A 19383-nucleotide genomic window follows, 5' to 3' on the forward strand; every position below is an offset into this window, starting at 1 on the left:
GACGCCTTATCGTGCGAAGAGGCCTGCGTCGGTACACCGCCGCAGGCCAGAAGGCGAACGCAGGCATGGCCTGCGCCCGGTCCAGGTCGGCGCTTACTTGGCGCCTTTGTTCATCTTGGCCTCGATCTGCTTGTCCACGTCGGCACGGATCTGGTCGATGCTGAAGCTCGCCGGACGCTGGCTGGGTGGGTAGTCGACGAACGTCTGCAGGAAGGCGGCCGCCTTTTGAGTCCCCTGGAACAGCAGGTAGTCGTTCTTGGTCAGCCAGTCGTAGTACTGGTCCGAGACCACGTCGGCCCGCTCATAAGGGTCCATGCGCAGGTTGAACAGTTTCGGTGCGCGCAAGCAGGTGAACGGCTCGCTCCAGACAGCGAAGCCACCCGGGGCACGCTGCTCGCAGAACACGATCTTCCAGTCGCCGAAGCGCATCGACACCAGTTCGCCGTCGTCGTTGAAATAGTAGAACTCGGTACGCGCGCTCTTGTCGGCCTTGCCGGTCAGGAAGTCGAGCTGGTTGAAGCCATCCAGGTGCACCTTGAAGTTCTTGCCACCGACGTCGGTGCCTTTGAGCAGACGATCCTTGATGGTGGTATCACCCGCTGCGGCCAGCAAGGTCGGGAACCAGTCCAGGCCGGAGAACATCTCGGTGGTCACTTCGCCCGGCTTGATCTTGCCTGGCCAGCGCACCATGGCCGGCACCCGGTAGGCGCCTTCCCAGTTGGAGTTCTTCTCGTTGCGGAATGGCGTGGTGGCCGCATCCGGCCACGACCACTGGTTCGGGCCGTTGTCGGTGGTATAGACCACGATGGTGTTGTCGGTGAGCTTGAGGTCATCGAGTTTCTTGAGCAGCTTGCCCACATCGCCATCGTGCTCGAGCATGCCATCGGCATATTCGTTGCCCGGCATGCCACTCTGGCCCTGCATCGACTCACGCACGTGGGTGAAGGCGTGCATGCGTGTGGTGTTCATCCATACGAAGAACGGTTTGTCGGCCTTGGCCTGCTTGTCGATGAAGTTGATCGCGGCCTGGGTGGTGTCATCGTCGATGGTTTCCATGCGCTTGCTGTTCAGCGCACCGGTATCCTCGATCTTGCCGTCGGCGGTGGAGTGTATCACCCCACGAGGCGTGGTGGACTTGACGAAGGGATCGTTGGGGTCTTTCGGCCAGTAGGGGCGCTCAGGCTCCTCTTCGGCGTTGAGGTGATAGAGGTTGCCGAAGAACTCGTCGAAGCCATGGTTGGTCGGCAGGTACTCGTCACGGTCGCCCAGGTGGTTCTTGCCGAACTGGCCGGTGGCATAGCCCAGGGCCTTGAGCGCCTGGGCGATGGTCACGTCGCGATCCTGCAGGCCGACCTTGACCCCGGGCATGCCGACCTTGGACAAGCCGGTGCGCAAGGCCGTCTGGCCGGTGATGAAGGTCGAGCGCCCAGCCGTGCAGCTGTTCTCGGCATAATAGTCGGTGAACATCATGCCTTCCTTGGCGATACGATCGATGTTCGGCGTCTTGTAGCCGACCACCCCATGCGAATACGCACTGATGTTGGTCTGGCCGATGTCATCGCCGAATATCACCAGAATGTTCGGCTTGTCCGCGGCCACCGCCATCGAACACCCCACTATCGCCGTCGCCGCGAGTGCGAACTGCGATAACCACCTTCCTCTGCGTTTCATTGGTGCTTCTCCGTTCCAGTGACTTGTCGTGATCCACGACTGCACGTCAGTCGAGAGGCCCGACTGCACACTGGCGCTCTCTCGATGTCGCTGTGGTTATCAGTGCTGGTTGACGTCCTGATCGAAGGGATAGACTCGGTTCCACTCCCTGGCCATGTCCACGATCACCCAGTCTTTGTTCCTGGCTTCGTCCAGTGCCTTGTCCAGCCGGCCGACATGGCTCTGACGGTCATAAGCCCATTCGCGCTTGGCATCGGTGTGGTGCACCAGGCCTGCGAACCGGCGGCCGGGGCCGGCCATGGTCCACTGCAGCATTTGCAGGTCGCCGTCGGAGTTGCCGAAGGCGAGGATCGGCCGACGGCCGATATAGGCGTCGATACTTTCCGGCTTGCCGGCGCCATCGTCGTTGTGGGTGAGCTTGGCCAGGCGCTGTATGGAGAGCTGCCCGTCCTGGTCCTGGAAGCGGGTGGCGAAGGTGGTGCCGATCACCTGCTCCGGCGGGATGCCGTAGACTTCCTCGGCGAAGGTGCGCATGAACGCCACTTCACCGCCGGAGACGATGTAGGTCTTGAAACCGTTGGCGCGCAGGTAGGCCAACAGTTCCAACATCGGTTGGAAGACCATCTCGGTAAAGGGCTTTTGGCTGCGCGGGTGCACGCTGCTGGCCAGCCAGCGACGTGCGTTCTGCTCGAAGGTGTCGTTGCTAATGCCGGTGTGGGTGGCGGTGACGATCTGCATCAGGCCACGCATACCGCTTTCGGCCAGGGTCTTGCGATCGTCTTCGAGCACCGCCTTGAACGGCTGCTGGGTCTTCCACTCCGGGTGCTGCGGGGCCAGGCGCTTGACCTCGGCCAGGGCGAACAGCACCTGGAAGTACAGGGGCTGCTCGCTCCACAGCGTGCCATCATTGTCGAATACGGCGATACGCTCGGCGCTCGGGACGTAGTCCTTGCCCTGCTCATCGGTCACCGCCTCGACGAACGCCACGATCGCCTCGCGCGAGGCGCCGTCGTTCCACGAGGGCAGAGGCTCGGCCGCGTGGGCCGCCAAGGGCAGCAGCAGGCAGAGGGTGAACAACCAGCGCGCCGGGCGCAAAGCGAAATTCAAGTGCATGTAACTTCCTTGATCGATGCAGCTGCCATGACGCCGAATTCAGGGGTTGAGCTTCTGCAGGCCATGTCGGCCGGATGATGGCCGGTTTTGTTCGGTAACCGTACGTCGCAGCGCCGGCAACGTGTCTACCACCTGGGCTGCTGTGGCGGCCTGCCGAAGCGAAGCGCCGTAACGGGCTCCCAAGAAAGCTAGCAAACATTTGGAAACAGCAGCGGGTAACGAAGGAAGACCTGTACTCATTTCGCGACACCCTGTCGTGCGCCTGATCCACAGGTACAGGGCGCTCAGTTGTGGCGGTTCCTGGCGCAACTGGCCGGGTATCTGCCGCCAGGCATGCTCAGCGCTGGCCAACCAGGCCGCCTTGCGCCGTTGCCGCCAGCGTCCCCAAGCGTCCCGCAACGTCAGATACCAACCCCGCCCGAAATAGACTAGGCCGCCCAGCAGCACCAACGCACAGGCGGCCAGCAACCAATGGCTGGCGATATGAACCCGAGCTGTCCGGCCCAGCGCACGCAAGTCGTCGCTTATGGAAAACGGTGCCTGGTATACCGCGGCGCCCGAAGCCTCCAGCTCCAACGCAGGCACGCTCGCCGAGTGGGCTTCGCCGCTGTCGGCATCCCACCACTGCAGTTCGATAGCCGGCAGGCGGTAGTGCCCGGCCTCGGTCACCACGTAGGTGACGGCATCCTCGCGCTGGCCGCCGCTGATACCGCCACGGCCATCGCTCAGCGGCGCGACCACCGGAGGCTGCACATAGCGCCGCAGCCCGTCGATCTCGCTGAAGGCCGGCGCAGGAATCAACATCGCCTGGGCACCTTCGGCCCGTACCTGCAGCCGCCGGGTGACACTGTCGCCCACGCGCAGCGGCTGGTGGGAATGTTCCAGTTGCTGCGTGAACTGCAGCGCGCGGGCGACCAGATGCCGCCCCTGCCCGGCCCCGGCGGGCTGCCGGGCGACGAAGTGTTGTGGCGGGCTCTTCACCATCACCGGCCCACTGCTCTGCCCTGGTGTGACCTGGATGGCCAACGCCGGGATATCGAAGGGTTTGGCCTGCTGCGGCGTGATCTGGTAGCTCAGGCGCAAACCGAAGAACGCCTTGCCATCGATCCGCTCGTTCAGGTGCGTGGCTTCACTGCTGGGCGCGGCCACGACGGCACCGTCCAGTTTCAAGGCCGGCAGCTGCGGCGCGGCATCGAACCAGGTATCGACCAGCAGGTCGACCTGCAAGCTCACCGTGCCGCCGACCAGCACCGTGTCGGCCGGCAGCAGTTGGCTGCGCACGCGCACCTCGGGTTCGGCGGCCTGCACCAACAGTGGCACCAGCAGTATCCACAACAGGTGTTTCATGGCATGGCCTCCGTGGCGGTTGGGCGAGCGGCGTCCTGGAGCAGGAACTTGTGCTTGAGGAACTGGGCCGGCGAGGTATTGAGGTTGTCCAGCCACGCCTGGTCTGAGCTCTGCCCGGCCGCAGTGCGCTGGACGTCCTTGCCTTTCCCGGAGGCGTTGTCGAGCATCACCTTGTCGGCCTTCTCGTCTGGCGGCCCCGCCTCCTGCTGGGCTTCGCGATCCTTTAGCAGCGCCTGGGCCAGGGCCAGGTTGGCGCTGGCCTCGGGGAACTGCGCCTGGCGCTGCAAAGCCTGCTGATAGGCCGCGATCGCCTGGTCGAACTTCGACAAGCGCACGTAGGCATTGCCTTGGTAGAAGTACGCAATGGCCGTGTCCAGCTGCGCCAAGCTGTCCAGGGCCGTGTCATAGTCGGCCGCGTGGTAGGCCGCCACGCCCTTCCAGTAAGGGTTGGCAAAGTGCTCGGCCGCCTCGGGGTAGTGCTGCTGCTCGTATGCCCAGCGCCCCTGTTGGTCGGGCGTGAAGAAGGCGTCGGCCAGCGCGCCGGCGTGGGCCGGCTGCGGGCCTGAGGCAACGCCCAACGCGACCAGCCAGGCTCCCAGCCAGTGCACGCGCCAGCCACGGCGCATACCCAGCAACGCCAACGCCAGCAGCGGCCAGCACAGCCAGTAGCCTGCGTCTTTCCAATGCAGTGGCTGCCCGTCGTCCTGGGCGGCCTGGAAATGCTGCTGGGCATGCAGCTCGATCCAGTCGAGGTCGTCATCGTCCAGGGTCAGGCTGCCCAGGGGAGCGTCCGCGGCCTCGGCGAGCTGCTTCAAACCCTCGGCATCGAAGGTGGCGCGCTGGGTCCGGCCACTGGCGTCGGTGCTGGGGCGGCCCTGGGCGTCATGCACCACCCCGGCCTGAGGGGTACCGACGGCAAGCACCAGCACCTGCAAACCACTGCCGCGCACCTGCTTGCCGATCGCGTCGAACTGGCTGGCGTCGGCACCATCGGTGACCAGCACCAGCGTGCCGGGGGCGTTCTCGGCCACCAGCAGGCGCTTGGCCAGAACCACCGCGCCGAGGGCATCCTTGCCGGATTTGTCGATCAGCGTGGTGGACAAGGCCTGGAGGAAGCTGTCGAGCAAGGCTGGATCGTCGGTCGGTGGCAGCACCAGGTGGGCGCTGCCGGCATATGCGATGAGCGCCGTGCGGCTGCCGGCGCGCCGCTGGATCAGGTCATGCAGCTTGTTGCGCGCGGCAGCCAAGCGTGAAGGCGGGACATCGTCGGCGTCCATCGAGGGCGAAAGATCCAGGGCCAGGATCATCGCTGCCCGATTGTCCAGGAAGGCCGGTTTGTCCTGCTCCCAGGTCGGCCCGGCCATGGCGACCGCACCCAGGGCCAGCATCGCTCCCAGCAGGTGCACCGGGCGAAAACGCTGCTGCTCCCCGGGCGTGATCAGCAGATGCTCGACCAGGTGCGGGGCGATGATGCCGTCCAGGCGCCGCAGCAGGTTGTGGCGGCGTGCCCACAACCAGGGCAGCAGCAGGCCCGGGACGATCAGCAGCAACCAGAGTGGCCGCAGGAAATGAAAGGCACTCAGATCGATGTCCATATCAACGCTCGGTCCTGGTCAGGTGTGCAGGGCTCGCCCGGCGCGCAGTGGCCAGGGCAGCCACGCCATGGCCCAGCAACAGGGCCAGCAGCGCAGCACCCAGCGGCCACCAGAACAGGTCGCGCCTGGGTTGGTGGCTGAAGGTCTTCACCCGGTGCGGCGTGATGTGGTCGAGCGTGGCATAGACCTGCTGCAGCGCGTCCCGGTCACCGGCACGGAAGAACCGGCCGCCAGTGGCATGGGCGATGTCCTGTAGTGCCTGCAGGTCGACCTTCGCCTCGCCGCTGGCTTCGGGGTCACCAATGCCGATGGTGTGCACCACGATGCCGCGATCCCGGGCCATGCGGGCGGCGTGGTCCGGTGTGATGGCGCTGCCGGTGTCGTTGCCGTCGGTCAGCAGGATCAGCACCTTCTCCTGCTCCTTGGCCTTGTCCAGCAGCTTGATGGTCAGCCCGATCGCGTCACCCAGGGCAGTATTGGGGCCGGCCATGCCGATACCGACCTCATCGAGCAGGATGCCCAGGCTAGCGTGGTCCAGGGTCAGCGGCGCCTGTGGGTAGGCACCGGTGCCGAACACGATCAGGCCGATACGGTCGTCCTTGCGCCGGGCGATGAAATCCCGCACAACCTCTTTGACCGCCTGCAGCCGGTCCACGCGTTGGCCGGATGGGTCGGTGTAGTCGGTGGTGGCCATGGATTGGGATATGTCGATCGCCAACATCAGGTCGCGCACCGGCCGCTCGCGCTCGATGGGCTTTTCCACCAGCACCGGCCGTGCGCAGGCCCCCAACAGCAGCACCCACACCGACAGGTTCAGCAGCAGTTGCCAGCGCCCGCCGCCCGCACGGGCGGTGCCCGGCTCCTGGCCCACGGCACGGCTCATGGCAGCGAAGAACGGCACGCGCAAGGCGCTGCGCGACTCGCGGTAGGTGGCCAGGTAACGCCAGGCCAGCCAGGGCAAGGGCAGCAGCAACAGCAGCCAGGGGTACTCAAGTTGCCACATGGTGCACCTCGATCCATTGCCGGCAGGTCGCGATCAATGCCTGAATGTCGCTGTCGGCCATTGCCACTACCTGGTCCGCCGGGGCATAGGCCAGCAGTGCCAGCCGTCGCGCCAGCTGCCCGGGCAGCTGTACTTGGCTATGGCGTTGCAGGAAGGCTTGCCAGTCATCGCCGCCCAAGGTCGCGACCGGCCCCTGACCGGGCATCGAGAGCGCCACGCGCTTGAGCAGTTGCGGCACTTCGCGCAGGGCCGCCAGGCGTTGCACAGGATCGTTCAGCGCTTGGACCAGCACCTCCAGGCGAGCCAGGGCCTCGCGGCGATAGAGATTGCGCCGCCAGCGCAGGTAGCGCCAAGTGGCCAGGCCTCCGGCCAGAGCCAACACCGCCACCAGCAGCACTAGCCACCCCCAGGTCTGCGGCCAATAGCTGACGTCGATCGCCGGCAGCGGCAGTTCGCGCAACTGGTCGATGCTCGGCGTGCTCACCTGGCTCATCGCGTCACCGCCGAAAGCCGTCCCAGCTCCGCACGCAGCTGCTCCAGGCTGTCGCGCCCAGTGCTGAACATCATCAGCGGTACCTGGCTGCGCCGAAGCAGCGTGTCGACGTCCTTGAGCCGCCCCGAGAGGAAATCCCCAAGCGGGCGGTGCACCTGGCGCCGCTCGATCTCCAACTCCACCTGGACCTGGCCCTGGGTCACGGTCACCCGCCCGCGGTCGGGCAACTGCAGAGCGATCGGATCGAACACCTGCAGGGCCAGGACATCGTTGTGCGCGCCCAGCTGACGCAGCAGTTGCAGGGTCTGCGGCGACACGCCGGCGAAGTCGCTGACGATGACGATCAAGTGATCGTGCCCGGCGATGCCCAGGCACTGGCGCAACACCCTGTCGAGCTGACCCGGCTGTTCCTCGTCGGTTTGCGAAGCATGCAGTGCCTGGTTGTGGCGCACGATCGCCGCGCACAATGACTCCACCCGCGCCCGGCTGCGCAGCGGGCGGATCGTCTCGATGGCCTGGTCACCGAACACCAGCCCGCCCACCCGATCACCGGCATGCAGCGCCATCCAGGCCCCGATCGCCCCAAGTTCGGCAGCGGTGACCGACTTGAAGCTGCGCTGCGAACCGAAATACATGCTCATGCGCTGGTCCACCAGCAGCAGCGTCGGGCGGTCGCGTTCCTCGGTGTAGCTGCGCACGAACGGTTTGCTGTAGCGCAGCGATGCCCGCCAGTCCAGGTGACGCAGGTCGTCCCCCGGGGTGTACTGGCGCAGTTCGTCGAAGCTCAGCCCACGACCGCGCAGGCGCGCGGCATGGCTACCGGAGAGCACGCTGGACAGCGGTTGGCGTGACAGGAAGCTCAGGCCGCGCACGCGATGCTCCAGCAGCATCAGTTGCTCCAGCGAGGCGTAGACGGCGCCGTCGGCGACCACGGGCTTGTGCATGGCGCCCCCTCAGGCCGGGACCGCGACGGTGTCGAGCAGGCGGTCCAACACTTGGTCGGTGCTGATGCCATCGGCCACGGCGTCATAGGACAACAGCAGACGGTGGCGCAACACCGGGTGCAACACCGCGCGCACATCGTCTGGCGTCACATAGTCGCTGCCCGCCAACCAGGCATGGGCTCGGGCGACCCGGTCCAGGCTTATGCCGCCACGGGGGCTGGCTCCGACCTTGATCCAGCGCTGCAGGTCGGCGTCGTAGTCCGCCGGATGGCGGGTGGCGTTGATCAGGTCGATCAGGTAGCGGTCGATGGCTTCGGACACATGCACCGCCCCGACTTCGCGGCGCGCCGCGAAGATCGTCTCCTGCGCCACGGGCGTTGCGGTTTCGCCATGGCCACCGGCCTGCTGGCGCTGTTCCTCTCCACGTACCAGCCGCAACACCTGCGTCTCGTCCTCGACCTTGGGGTAGTCGATCAGCAGCTTCATCAGGAAGCGGTCCATCTGCGCCTCGGGCAACGGGTAGGTCCCCTCCTGCTCGATAGGGTTCTGCGTGGCCAGCACCATGAACAGCCCGGACATCAGGTGGGTTTCCCCCGACACGGTGATCTGTCGCTCCTCCATGGCCTCGAGCAGTGCCGCCTGGACCTTGGCCGGTGCGCGGTTGATCTCGTCGGCGAGGACCACGTTGCCGAACAGCGGGCCGGGCTGGAACTTGAGCTGGTTGCCGGTATCGGTCTGCTGGAGGATCTCGCCACCGGTAATGTCCGACGGCAGCAGGTCCGGGGTGAACTGGATGCGGCTCATGTGTGCGTCCAGGTGGGTTGCCAGGGCCTTGACCGTGCGGGTCTTGGCCAGGCCGGGCAGGCTTTCGAGCAGCACATGCCCGTTGGCCAGCAAGCCCAACATGATATGGCGGATGGTCCGCTCCTGGCCCAGTACCTGAAGCCCCACCTGGGCCTCCAGGCTGGTGATCTCTTCACGAATGGTCACTGTCGTTTGTCCTTGGCTTGCGTCAACTGCGTGATGAGTCGACTTCCCTGCGGTGACGTGCCCGGGGTGAACCGCCCGGGCACACGGCCCAGCCACCGTGCAGATGAAGATGCTTGGTAAATCTAGTTCACATGTCCTTGTTCGCCATCGAAAAATACCCAACCCAGGCGGCTGTCGTGTAAAGAACATCCCTCGCCAGTCAATCCTTATCGGCTGCAACTATGGCTGTGCCGGTGGCAGGCGTGGGTCCTGCGGCGCAACCTTGCGCATGCGCTGTGCGTACGCGTCGGCCTGGCGGGTTTCACCGGCCGTGGCATGCAGGTAGACCAGGGCGTAGAGCAGGTCCGGGTCTTCAGGCGCCGCCTCCAGGCCCTTGTGCAAGGTCCGCAGCGCCTCGTCGCGCCGGTTCAGCTGGGCCAGCAGCAGCCCTTGGTTGTAATAGACCCGCGCGTTGCCCGGCATCTCCCGGGCGGCAACGTCCAGCCAGGGTAGGCTCTCCTGCGCCTTGCCCTGCTCGACCAGCAGCAACGCCAGCATGTAGGCGAGGTTGCCGTGATCGCCCGCCAGCATGTCCTTGAGTGCCAGGCCTTCGCGCAGCACCGTCTGTGCCTGGTCGAGTTGCCCCGCGCCACTGTACAGGGTGACCAGGTTGACCCTGGCGGGTGAGAAGTGGGCGTCCAGGCGCAGCGCCTGGTGATACTGCTCGATGGCCTCGGCCTGGCGGCCCAGACGCTGCAGCAGCACGGCCAGGTTGAGCCGGCCGCCGGGCAGGTCGGCGTTGTCGCGCAGGCGCCGCTCGTAGTCGGCCAGCTGTGCCGCGTAGCCCTCCCGGCGCTCGGCCGGCAGCGCTTGCGCCGGCACATCGGCCAGAGCGCGCACGGCTTCGTCGCGCACCGCCAGCAGCGGGTCGTCGAGCAATGGCAGCAACTGCTTGACGCGGGCTTCGGGCGGAACCCGGGCGAAGCCCGCAGCGGCATAGGCGCGCACCACGCCCTCCTTGGAGTTGAGCGCCCAGCTCAACGGGGTGATGGCCGGTGCGCCCAGCTCTGTCAGTTGCTGAGTTGCCGTCGCCCGCACGAGCGCTGGCTTGCCGATATCGGCGATGACCGCCGTCAACAAGCTCAGGCGGTCGCCCTGGCCGGTGCGCACGGCATGCAAGGTTTCTCCGTAATGGGGCGGGCGCTGGGGTGTGCCGAACCAACCCTCGATCGCCGTGGCGGCCCATGCAGGTTGCCTGTCGGTGTGGCAGGCGGTGCAGGCATCGGGGCTGGCGGTCTTGTCCGCCAGGTCCGGTCGTGGTATCCGCAGGCTGTGGTCACGCCGAGGGTCGACCACCATGTAGGTCTTGCTCGGCATATGGCAGTTGACGCATTGCGCACCCGGTGAGCCCTGGGCGTGGTGATGGTGCGCCGGGCTGTCGTAGTCCTTGGCCTGCAGGCTGGGAAAGCGGCTGGTGGGTGGGTGGGCGTTGTGGCATTGCTGGCAGAGGCCATTGCCCTCGATCTTCACCCGGGTGGTATGCGGATCGTGACAGTCGGTGCAGCTCACCCCGGCGGCGTACATCTTGCTCTGGGTGAAGGAGCCATACACGTACACCTCGCCGTCGATCTGCCCGTCGGCGTGGTACAGGCCCTCGCGCAAGGTAGCCGGCAGCGAGGCATCGAGCTGGGGCTTGCCCGGCTGCTGGCCCATGCCCAGGGATTGCCGGCGGCTGTGGCAGAAGGCGCATTGCTCGATCAGGCCCTTACCGTCGAGGCCCTTGAAGTCCACCGCCAGCCCCATCTGGGCCGGCGTGACGCCGCCCTTGGCCTCGTCTTTGGCCTGCTTGGCCCAGTCCACATGCGCCTGGGAGGGGCCATGGCAGCCCTGGCAACCCACGGTTTGCTCCTGCCAGGTGGTGGCATAGCTGTCCTGCTTGTCATCGTAGTGCTTGAGTAACCGCGTGGAGTGGCAGTCGGCGCACATGGCATTCCAGTTCTGGTAGCGCCCGGTCCAGTGCAGCGCATCGTCGGGAGCGAAGCGCTGCCCGGGGTACAGGGAGAACCAGCGTTGCCCGCCCTGTGCCTTGGGTCGGGTGTCCCAGGCGATGGTCAGCGCCTGCAGACGCCCGCCGGTTAGTTCCACCAGGTACTGCTGCAACGGGTGGTAGCCGAAGGTGTAGCGCACCTTGAAGTCCGCGGGCTTGCCATCGGGGCCCTCGGTACGCACGTAATAGCCTTCGCCCTTGCGCTGGAACCGCGCCTTGACCCCGTCCTCCTCGAAGCTACGGCCATCGAAGGCGCCCAGCACGCTCTGGGCGCTGGCCACGCGCATGGCCCAGGCATGGTCCGAGTCCTTCCATTGCGCGGCCTGCGCCTGGTGGCACCCCTTGCAACTGGAGGCGTCGGCATAGCCCTCCCGGTCCTTCGCCTGGCCCGGGGAGGTCCCGGCCTGCTGCGCCCAGGTGGCCATGGGCGCGAACAGCAACAGGCACAACAGCATCAACAGGGGGTGACGATACACTCGGTTTCCTTACTCATGCGCGATGAGGGTGATGAATCGGCAGGGACGCCTTCGATGGCGGGTTTCACCCGTCCTGCTCCGGCACTGCCGGGGCCGTGTGCCAACGCTCCGGCGGGACGAACTTGGCCTCTTGTGGGTCTGCCAGGTAGTGAGGCGACATGATCTGCACACCATATTCGTTGAACACGTCCTGGATGTTGGCGTGCAGCATGCTCAGCAGTTCCGCGCGCGGGCGCGGCTCGCTGGGGACGGCCTGGGCGACCAGGCGGTATTCGGGGTAGAAGTCGCTCAACGCGGTCTGGAACACCTGCGGCGCGGGCTGTTCGAGGATGCCGTGGGTACGCCGCGCCGCCTCGACCAGCATGGCGTGCACCTGACGCCATGGCGTGTCATAGCCGATGGTGACCACCGTATCGACGATGTACCCTTGGCCGACGACGATGCGCGAGTAGTTCTTCGTGACGGACCCGGTGATCATCGAGTTGGGGATGGTCAGCACCTCGCCCAGGCCGGTGCGGATGGTGGTGGTGAACATCCCCACTTCCATCACCGTGCCCTCGTACTCGCCTACCCGTACGAATTCCCCCACCCGCAGGGTACGGGTGTAGGTGAGGATCAGGCCGGCCACGCCCTGGCCTACCACACTGGTCGCGCCCAGCGAAATCATCAGGCCCAGCAGCACGGACAGGCCCTTGAAGGCGTCGCTGTCCGAACCCGGCAGGTACGGGTAGGCCATGACCAGGGCGAACAGCCAGATGGCCAGCGACACCAGGCGCGTGGTGGGTTGCAAAGTTTCGGCCGTCAGCCAACGCAGGGTCCCGGGGCGCGACATGCGCCCCAGGGCGCGCTTGCAGAACCCGCTGACACCCCGGGCGATGAAGAAGATCGACAGCGCCACGGCCACGCCCGGGATCGCGTCGAGTATCCCCGACAGCAGGTAGTCGACCAGCCGCAGCAGATACACGTTCAGGCTCTCTCCCCATGGTCGGGTATAGGGGAACTGCGACAGCACGAAGCTCATCCACTGGTAGCTGAACAGCAACAGCAGCAGCCAGTACAGCAACCACAGCAGGCGATCGACCAGGTAATAGAGGTTCTGCAGGTCGAACAAGGGCATCTGCCCTACCCGGAACACCTGCGAATGCTTGCCCATCAGGGGCAGCAGCAGGCCGAGCAGCTTGCGCCGGATCGCTCGAGTGCCCTTGAGCAGCAGCAGGTAGATGAAGGTCGCCAATGCCGAATAGCCTGCGGCCTTCAACAGGAAATGCAGGCTGCGTGCCTGGCCGGTCTCGGTCACCACGGTGCGCAGGTTGCTGGCTGCCTGCTCTGCCGCTTCGCGCACCGACACGCTACCGGGCAGCACGTCCAGCGGCGCGATGATGAAGGCCCGGCGATCACCGAGCAGTATCAGGTAGCTGTTGAGGACCAGCTCGACGCGCACTTCGAGCGTGTCGTCCGCCCCTTGCAAGGCCTCGTCGACCACCGCTGCGGCGCGCTTGGCACGGGCCGCGGGTGTTTCGCCCAGCAAGGTGGCATGGAACGTCATGATGGGTCGGTTGGCTATCTTCAGTTGGGCCGGCTCCCCCAGCACGCCCTCCACCGAGGTGCTGTCCTCGGACATCGCAGGGGATGAAGCAAACATGAACAGCGACAACAACGCACCGAGCAACAGCAGCGACTTCATGCTGATCCAGCACCTCATTCCCACGCTCCTTGTCCCCTCGGATGATCCGCTTCACGTTCTACCGACCGAATGGACTTTAGCGTAGTCAAATTTCGGTTGACTGCGTCGGACCGATAACCAATGCGTGACACCACGCCGCGCAAGCCCGGCGCACCCCGCGTTCGTTCCTCGTCCCCATGCCACCAAGCCATGCAGGCCGGCCCATGCTCGGCAGGCATTCAGGTCACCCACGCAATACCGGCCCGCCAAGGTGGCTTACGCCGAAAAAGCTGTCGTGATCGGAGAGTACTGGGCCGATGCCCCGTGCAAGTCTGATCCAGACTGTTGCGTCAAACGGAACGGCAAAGGACGCGAACGGACCATGGCAAGCAACAAGCCCCCCGCTACGACTAGCCCCAAAGAGCTGCTGGATGTATTGATACGGGCGGGGTTGATCACCGTCCTGGCGTTGTTCTGCTACCAGATCTTCTATCCCTTCCTCGGTGTCATGATCTGGGCCGTGATCCTGGCGGTGGCCTTGAACCCACTCAACCTGCGCATCGCTCAATGGCTGGGCGTTTCCGTGGGCAAGGCCGCCACCCTGCTGGTGCTGTTGATCCTGCTCTGCCTCATGGTGCCGCTGGGCTTTCTCGGTGAGTCCATGGCCGGCTCGATCCAGGCTGCCCTGCAGTCGGTCCATGAATGGAACCTCGCCATCCCCGCGCCCTCGGAGGCCGTGCAAAGCTGGCCACTGATCGGCGAGCCGCTGTACCGTATCTGGCTACATGCCTCCGAAGACCTTTCCTGGGCCTTCCAGCAAGCCGCACCGCACCTCAAGGACGTGAGCCGCCTGGTGTTGCTCAAGCTGGCCGGTGTGGGCAGTGGTGTCCTGGTGTTCATCCTGGCGCTGATCATCGCCGGGCTGTTCCTGGCCAATGACGAACGGAGCGCACGCCGGGCCGTGGCCATTTCCCAGCGAATCTTCAACCCCAAACGGGGCGCCGAACTGGCCAGCCTATGCGCCGCCACCATCCGTGCGGTGGCGCAGGGCGTGGTGGGCATCGCCTTCATCCAGATGCTGCTGGTCGGCATCGGCCTGGTGGTGATGGGCATCCCCGCCGCCGGGCTGCTGGCCCTGCTGGTGCTGTTGCTGGGGATCATGCAACTGCCGGTGCTGCTGGTCACCTTGCCCATCGTCATCTATGTGTTCAGCCAGCAAGGCGCCAATGCCGCGACCATCGTGTTCGCCATCTGGACCATTGCCGCCGGGCTCTCGGACAACGTGCTCAAGCCCTTGATGCTCGGCCGCGGGGTGTCGGTACCGATGCCCGTGGTGCTGATCGGCGCCCTCGGCGGGATGATCAGCCACGGCTTCATCGGCCTGTTCATCGGGCCGGTTATCTTGGCCATCGGCTATGAGCTGTTCAATTCCTGGGTCGGCCAGGCCTCGGCCGCACCTGGAAAGGCCGACACCCTGCCCGACGACGAGCTGGCCGATACCCACCCAAGCGAGCGTTGATCCGCGCGAAGCACCGGGATGCGCCCCTTTCTCAGGATGGATTGCAAATGGATATGGGACACAACGCAAAGGTTTTCCGCCCGCAGAGCCAGACCCTGGCCCTTGAACCGAGAATCCTGTTCGATGGCGCCGCCGCGAGCGCCGCGGCTGACCAGCATCACCAGGATACAGGCGACGCCGCACAGGCCGACGCTCATCCGTCCACCCCGGACCAATGCACAGCCGCAGGCCCAACATCGACGGTGCCGAAAACCCTGGTGGTACTCGACAACGACGGTATCAGCCAGTTGCCTCAACAACCGCTGGCGTCCCGTCACGGCGGGCCGTTGGAGGTCGTTGGCGAAGGTGAGGCGCGGGTTCCCAGCTCGCCGCTGTTCCACTTGCTGGTTCAGCTCGACACGGCCCCGCCCTCCTTGCGTGAAACCCGGGGCCACCTGCAGATCGAGGGCCAGCGTCGCAGCCTGCTGGCCGAGGGCCTGATGCACCTGGCGGCGGTGTTCATGCGTGAAAGCGGCTTCTGACCCGCCACCGACTGCGAATCCTGCCGCAATTCATCCGGTGGATACTGGAGATACGCGCTCGCCTGGCCTTTAATACGCCCACCACATGATCGAGTGAACGGTCATCGGTTCACCGTACGCGGCATCGGCGCAGCAGCCATACTCGAAAGCGTTGCGCTTGTACCCGTGCCACCTGAACGCAAGGGAACGATATGGACAGCATCCGTGGTACCGCCTTCCTCCAATACGGCGAGCTGCTCGCCGCCCACGGCGCCAACCTGCATGATTACCTGGCGCCCCACCGCATCGGCCTGGACGTGGTCGGCAACTACGAAAAACGCTTCGCCTACAAGAGTCTGGTGCAGATCTTCGAAGGCAGCGCCCGTGCCCTGCACCTACCGCATTTCGGCCTGGAGCTGGCGACGCGCCAGGGGCTCACCCTGCTCGGCCCGCTCCAGCACCTGGCGCGCTCGGCGCCCACGGTCGGCGATGCCCTGATCGCGGTGATCCGCTACATGCGCGTGTACAGCCCGTCGATCCACTACAGCCTGGAACGTCGACCCGGCCGTGCGCTGCTGTACTTCCAGAACTCGCTGCCCGACAGCCGGGAGACACCACAGATCATCGAAAAATCGGTACTGCAAGGCGGCTTGTTGATCAATGAGCTCCAAGGTGGCTCGTTCGTACCCAAGACCGTGCTGTTCAGGCACCTGCCCCTGGCGCACATGGCCGTGTATCAACGCTATTTCGGTTGCCCGGTACTGTTCGGGCAAGAACACGATGCACTCGTCATGGATGCCGAAGACCTGCAATACCGCTGCGTCCAGTACGACCCCGCCTTGCACGATATCGTGCGGTTCTATCTGGAGAACCAATACGGGGCCGAGACCGAACTGCTCGAGAAGGTGAAACAGCAAATACAGATACTGCTGCCCAAGCAGCGTTGCAGCCTGGAGCAGGTGGCACTGTTACTGGGAGTCCACGTCAGGACACTGCAGCGGCGCCTGGCCAGCAACGGCGTGGAGTTCGAACAGTTGGTCGAGCAGGTGCGCTGCCAACAGGCCAGGCAGCTGCTGCACCACACCTCCCTGGGGGTTGCCCAGATCGCCCAGGAGCTGGGTTACCGGCGACCGGCTTCATTCTGCCGTGCGCATTATCGCTGGTATGAGTGCACGCCGTTGGAGCATCGCCAGAAATTCGATAAGCGCGAAAGCAGTTGATGTAGCCACACACGAAGATATACCCATTTGATGACAGCTTACTCGGGCACCCGGCAGGCCTTCCCTGGAAAAGGCTCGGCAAACATACCAGTACGCGCGTTGACTCCTTGTCGCCAAAAGAGTACAGCCACACCGCCGAGGAAGCGTTCAAAGCTCGCTATGCTCAATTGCTCTGGCCTCTCTAGTTGGGCAATGCAGCCATTCAAAAGGAGCTTGTAATGAAGGTCGTTGCCAATTCGTTCTCATGCCTCCCCCTGTCGCGCTTCCCTTTTCGATCACGTGTTAAGAGCACACGATCACGACGCGTCGATGATGCCTGAATGCGCCTTGATGCTATGCGCCCCTTGTCCGGGGCAGCGGCCGTGCAGGTCCGCTACCACGTGCTCGTTATCACCAATGATCAAAGCGCACACACACGTTGCACCGATGACCCGGCCCGGAACAAGACCACCGCTTCGACGTGGTTAATGACGGCCTGTGTTTGCGAGTAATACACCATTAAGAGCGCGACCTCTTCAAAATTGTTCTGTACGGACTGACGCACATGACGAGTGATCGAGTTGAAGCAGTGCATCAACAAAAGAGTCACCGGCGGGCCAAGGCCGCCGGGTGCGCCTTGCTGCTGGGCTGCAGCGCCGCAAATGCCGGCGGGATCCTGATCTACGAGGCCGGCCAGGATGGCAACGGCCTGGCCAACGCCGGCTCGGCAGCGCTGGCCAGAGACCCCAGTGTGCTGATGAGCAACCCGGCGGGCCTTACTCAATTGCACGGCACCCAGGTCAGCGCCAATGCCCAAGTGATCCTGGGCGACCTGCGTTTTTCGCGAGACCGCAACAACCAGTTCGACGGCAACGAAGGGGGCAACGCCCTCCAGTACCTGCCCGGCGCCAGCCTGTTCATCAGCCACCAGATCGACGATCGCGCGGCCATCGGCTTCGGCATGTACGGCAACTTCGGCCTGGCACTGGACTACGATGACGACTGGGCCGGGCGCTACTTCACCCAGGAAGCCGCGATCATCGGCGTCTCCTTCCAGCCCACGTTGGCGTACAAGTTCACCGATGACCTCTCCGTGGGCATTGGCCCGCGCATCATGTACGGCTACTACCGCACCGAAATGGCCATCGACAACAACCTGCTGGGCCTGCGCGATCGGCCCGACGGCCAGCTGGAATACAAAGACACCGATGTCGGCACCGGCGTCAACCTGGGTGTGCTCTACCAACTCTCCCCTCGCACCAAGCTGGGCCTGGCCTACACCAGCAAGATCAAGCTGGAGTTCGAGGACAGCCCCCACCTGAGCGATATCAGCAACCCAATCATCAACGCAGGCTTGCGCCGCCTGGACGTCGACTCACTGGAGCTGGACCTGAACGTGCCACAGACGGTGACGCTCAGCGTGGCCCACGAGCTGGACGAGCAATGGACGCTGCTGGGCAGCCTCGGCTGGCAAGACTGGAGCGACTTCGGCGATGTCGGCGTGGATGTCGACGCCAACAACGGCGGTGTCAGCCGCTCCGTCGACCGCAAGTACAAGGATACCTGGCACGCCTCCATCGGCGCCCAATACCAGGCCACGTCCCGTGTGCGCTGGAGCATGGGGCTGGGCTACGACAGCTCGGCGGTGGACGACGAGGACCGCACCGTCGACAACCCTATGGGCGAGAGCTGGCGCCTGGCCACCGGTGTGAACTACGCGGTCGACGACGGCCTCGACCTGCACCTGGCCTACACCCTCGTGTGGCTGGGTGACATGGACGTGGACCAGACCAAGGCGCGCTCGGGCAATACCTTGTCCGGCAGCTTCGATAACAGTGCTCTGCACATCATTGGAGGAGGCGCGACCTGGCGCTTCTGACCCGACTCTCGCGCACCGAACTGCAAGGTCGCAACGCATCGCCGAATGTCCCAAGGAGAAACTGCATGAAACTCAAGTCGTTCGCTACTACCGTGTGCCTTTCCTCGTTATTGCTCAGCGGTTGTGCGAGCAAGTACGTGGAATCCGATCAGTATTCAGGATTTCTGAAGGACTACAGCATCCTCAAGGAAGAAAAGTCCCCCACCGGCGCCCCAGTGATGCGCTGGATCAAACCTGGCGTAAATGCCAACGACTACACCAGCGTCTATATCGAGCCCAGCCAGCTCTACCCACGCCCGCAGCCGACCGAGAAGATCCCACAGACCACCCTGCAGGGCATCACCCAGTACTACGACCAGGCCCTGAAGACGCAATTCTCCAAAGTGCTGCCGCTGGCCACCAGCCCTGGCCCTGGCGTGCTGGTGGTACGCCCGGCAATCACCGCCGTGAGCGCCTCCACCAAAGGGCTGCGCCCTTACGAGGTGATCCCGATCGCCCTGGTGGCGGCCGGCATTAGCACCGCCACCGGCATTCGCGACCAGGACACCAGCGTCGCTACCGAGGCGGCCTTCATCGATGGGAGCAATAACCAGTTAGTGGCTGAAGTAGTGCGTAAGGGCGCCGGAGCGGAGCTGGAGAACGCCTCGCAGGTGATGCAGGCCAAGGATACCCGAGCCGTGCTCGACGGCTGGGCACAGGACATGGTCAAGTCCTACCAAACGTTGAAGAAATAGCTGGATAGACTAATGGCGTGCCCCCACACAGGAGGGGTGCTTAAGCGAAACATCAGTTTTTTGGATCGATAGCGGCCACACGCGACCGACCGCTATCGACCCATAGCTGCCCTTCGTGGAGGACAGCGTACGAGGGTTTGGCACAGGCGACGCACTGGGTAATCCGTCGAGTGCTTCTTGATGAAGGCGTACTTCAGCAGCACTCCTTGGCAAAGTACGCGGCGGCCTTCT

15 protein-coding genes are annotated in these 19383 nt (G+C 64.7%); 5 read left to right on the forward strand and 10 right to left on the reverse strand.

Annotated features, from left to right (window positions below; all coding sequences use genetic code 11):
* Positions 1-93: 93 nt before the first annotated feature.
* The 10 genes from HMPREF3173_RS12805 to HMPREF3173_RS12850 form a co-directional block, all read right to left on the reverse strand.
* On the reverse strand, positions 94-1671 hold the full coding sequence (locus HMPREF3173_RS12805; protein ID WP_070573554.1) for an arylsulfatase: 1578 nt from the start codon (positions 1669-1671) through the stop codon (positions 94-96).
* Between the two features lie 99 nt (positions 1672-1770).
* Positions 1771-2784 carry an HAD family hydrolase gene (locus tag HMPREF3173_RS12810; RefSeq protein ID WP_070573557.1) on the reverse strand — a complete coding sequence of 338 codons (1014 nt, stop codon included), beginning with the start codon at positions 2782-2784 and terminating at the stop codon, positions 1771-1773.
* Positions 2785-2823: 39 nt separating this feature from the next.
* Positions 2824-4131, reverse strand: coding sequence for a BatD family protein (locus HMPREF3173_RS12815; RefSeq protein WP_070573559.1), 1308 nt, complete (start codon positions 4129-4131; stop codon positions 2824-2826).
* Positions 4128-5726: a VWA domain-containing protein gene (locus tag HMPREF3173_RS12820; protein WP_070573561.1), complete on the reverse strand. Its 1599-nt coding sequence runs from the start codon at positions 5724-5726 to the stop codon at positions 4128-4130. Before HMPREF3173_RS12820 ends, HMPREF3173_RS12815 begins: the two co-directional genes overlap by 4 nt.
* A 1-nt stretch (position 5727) precedes the next feature.
* Positions 5728-6729 (reverse strand): vWA domain-containing protein, encoded by a 1002-nt coding sequence (locus HMPREF3173_RS12825; protein WP_070573564.1) that lies wholly within the window; start codon positions 6727-6729, stop codon positions 5728-5730.
* Positions 6716-7222 carry a DUF4381 domain-containing protein gene (locus HMPREF3173_RS12830; protein WP_070573566.1) on the reverse strand — a complete coding sequence of 169 codons (507 nt, stop codon included), beginning with the start codon at positions 7220-7222 and terminating at the stop codon, positions 6716-6718. Before HMPREF3173_RS12830 ends, HMPREF3173_RS12825 begins: the two co-directional genes overlap by 14 nt.
* Positions 7219-8166, reverse strand: coding sequence for a DUF58 domain-containing protein (locus HMPREF3173_RS12835; RefSeq protein WP_070573568.1), 948 nt, complete (start codon positions 8164-8166; stop codon positions 7219-7221). Before HMPREF3173_RS12835 ends, HMPREF3173_RS12830 begins: the two co-directional genes overlap by 4 nt.
* 9 nt (positions 8167-8175) lie before the next feature.
* Positions 8176-9156: an AAA family ATPase gene (locus HMPREF3173_RS12840; RefSeq protein WP_070573570.1), complete on the reverse strand. Its 981-nt coding sequence runs from the start codon at positions 9154-9156 to the stop codon at positions 8176-8178.
* A 219-nt stretch (positions 9157-9375) separates the two neighbouring features.
* Complete coding sequence (locus HMPREF3173_RS12845) at positions 9376-11637, reverse strand: tetratricopeptide repeat protein (RefSeq protein WP_139146852.1); 2262 nt, start codon at positions 11635-11637, stop codon at positions 9376-9378.
* 85 nt (positions 11638-11722) lie between these two features.
* Positions 11723-13360, reverse strand: coding sequence for a mechanosensitive ion channel family protein (locus tag HMPREF3173_RS12850; RefSeq protein WP_070573572.1), 1638 nt, complete (start codon positions 13358-13360; stop codon positions 11723-11725).
* A gap of 343 nt (positions 13361-13703) precedes the next feature.
* Here HMPREF3173_RS12850 and HMPREF3173_RS12855 point away from each other — a divergent pair, with 343 nt between their 5' ends.
* From HMPREF3173_RS12855 to HMPREF3173_RS12875, 5 genes are all read left to right on the forward strand, one after another.
* The gene (locus HMPREF3173_RS12855) at positions 13704-14840 is read left to right on the forward strand and encodes an AI-2E family transporter (protein ID WP_070573574.1); all 1137 of its coding nucleotides are present in this window, start codon (positions 13704-13706) and stop codon (positions 14838-14840) included.
* A gap of 53 nt (positions 14841-14893) precedes the next feature.
* Positions 14894-15361 (forward strand): LEPR-XLL domain-containing protein, encoded by a 468-nt coding sequence (locus HMPREF3173_RS24370; RefSeq protein WP_168166386.1) that lies wholly within the window; start codon positions 14894-14896, stop codon positions 15359-15361.
* Positions 15362-15552: 191 nt separating this feature from the next.
* Positions 15553-16560, forward strand: coding sequence for an AraC family transcriptional regulator (locus HMPREF3173_RS12865; RefSeq protein ID WP_070573577.1), 1008 nt, complete (start codon positions 15553-15555; stop codon positions 16558-16560).
* Positions 16561-17176: 616 nt separating this feature from the next.
* The gene (locus HMPREF3173_RS12870) at positions 17177-18418 is read left to right on the forward strand and encodes an OmpP1/FadL family transporter (RefSeq protein WP_256544486.1); all 1242 of its coding nucleotides are present in this window, start codon (positions 17177-17179) and stop codon (positions 18416-18418) included.
* Between the two features lie 65 nt (positions 18419-18483).
* A complete protein-coding gene (locus HMPREF3173_RS12875; RefSeq protein ID WP_070573582.1) occupies positions 18484-19152 on the forward strand; it encodes a DUF3313 domain-containing protein in 669 nt (222 codons plus the stop codon).
* Positions 19153-19383 lie beyond the last annotated feature (231 nt).

It is taken from the genome of Pseudomonas sp. HMSC08G10 (assembly GCF_001808425.1).
Lineage (GTDB): Bacteria > Pseudomonadota > Gammaproteobacteria > Pseudomonadales > Pseudomonadaceae > Aquipseudomonas > Aquipseudomonas guariconensis.

Coding starts and splice junctions, on each gene's coding strand:
- HMPREF3173_RS12805 (WP_070573554.1), bottom strand. CDS start 1,671: ATGAAACGCAGAGGAAGGTGGTTATCGCAGTTCGCACTCGCGGCGACG.
- HMPREF3173_RS12810 (WP_070573557.1), bottom strand. CDS start 2,784: ATGCACTTGAATTTCGCTTTGCGCCCGGCGCGCTGGTTGTTCACCCTC.
- HMPREF3173_RS12815 (WP_070573559.1), bottom strand. CDS start 4,131: ATGAAACACCTGTTGTGGATACTGCTGGTGCCACTGTTGGTGCAGGCC.
- HMPREF3173_RS12820 (WP_070573561.1), bottom strand. CDS start 5,726: ATGGACATCGATCTGAGTGCCTTTCATTTCCTGCGGCCACTCTGGTTG.
- HMPREF3173_RS12825 (WP_070573564.1), bottom strand. CDS start 6,729: ATGTGGCAACTTGAGTACCCCTGGCTGCTGTTGCTGCTGCCCTTGCCC.
- HMPREF3173_RS12830 (WP_070573566.1), bottom strand. CDS start 7,222: ATGAGCCAGGTGAGCACGCCGAGCATCGACCAGTTGCGCGAACTGCCG.
- HMPREF3173_RS12835 (WP_070573568.1), bottom strand. CDS start 8,166: ATGCACAAGCCCGTGGTCGCCGACGGCGCCGTCTACGCCTCGCTGGAG.
- HMPREF3173_RS12845 (WP_139146852.1), bottom strand. CDS start 11,637: ATGCTGTTGTGCCTGTTGCTGTTCGCGCCCATGGCCACCTGGGCGCAG.
- HMPREF3173_RS12850 (WP_070573572.1), bottom strand. CDS start 13,360: ATGAGGTGCTGGATCAGCATGAAGTCGCTGCTGTTGCTCGGTGCGTTG.
- HMPREF3173_RS12855 (WP_070573574.1), top strand. CDS start 13,704: ATGGCAAGCAACAAGCCCCCCGCTACGACTAGCCCCAAAGAGCTGCTG.
- HMPREF3173_RS24370 (WP_168166386.1), top strand. CDS start 14,894: ATGGGACACAACGCAAAGGTTTTCCGCCCGCAGAGCCAGACCCTGGCC.
- HMPREF3173_RS12865 (WP_070573577.1), top strand. CDS start 15,553: ATGGACAGCATCCGTGGTACCGCCTTCCTCCAATACGGCGAGCTGCTC.
- HMPREF3173_RS12875 (WP_070573582.1), top strand. CDS start 18,484: ATGAAACTCAAGTCGTTCGCTACTACCGTGTGCCTTTCCTCGTTATTG.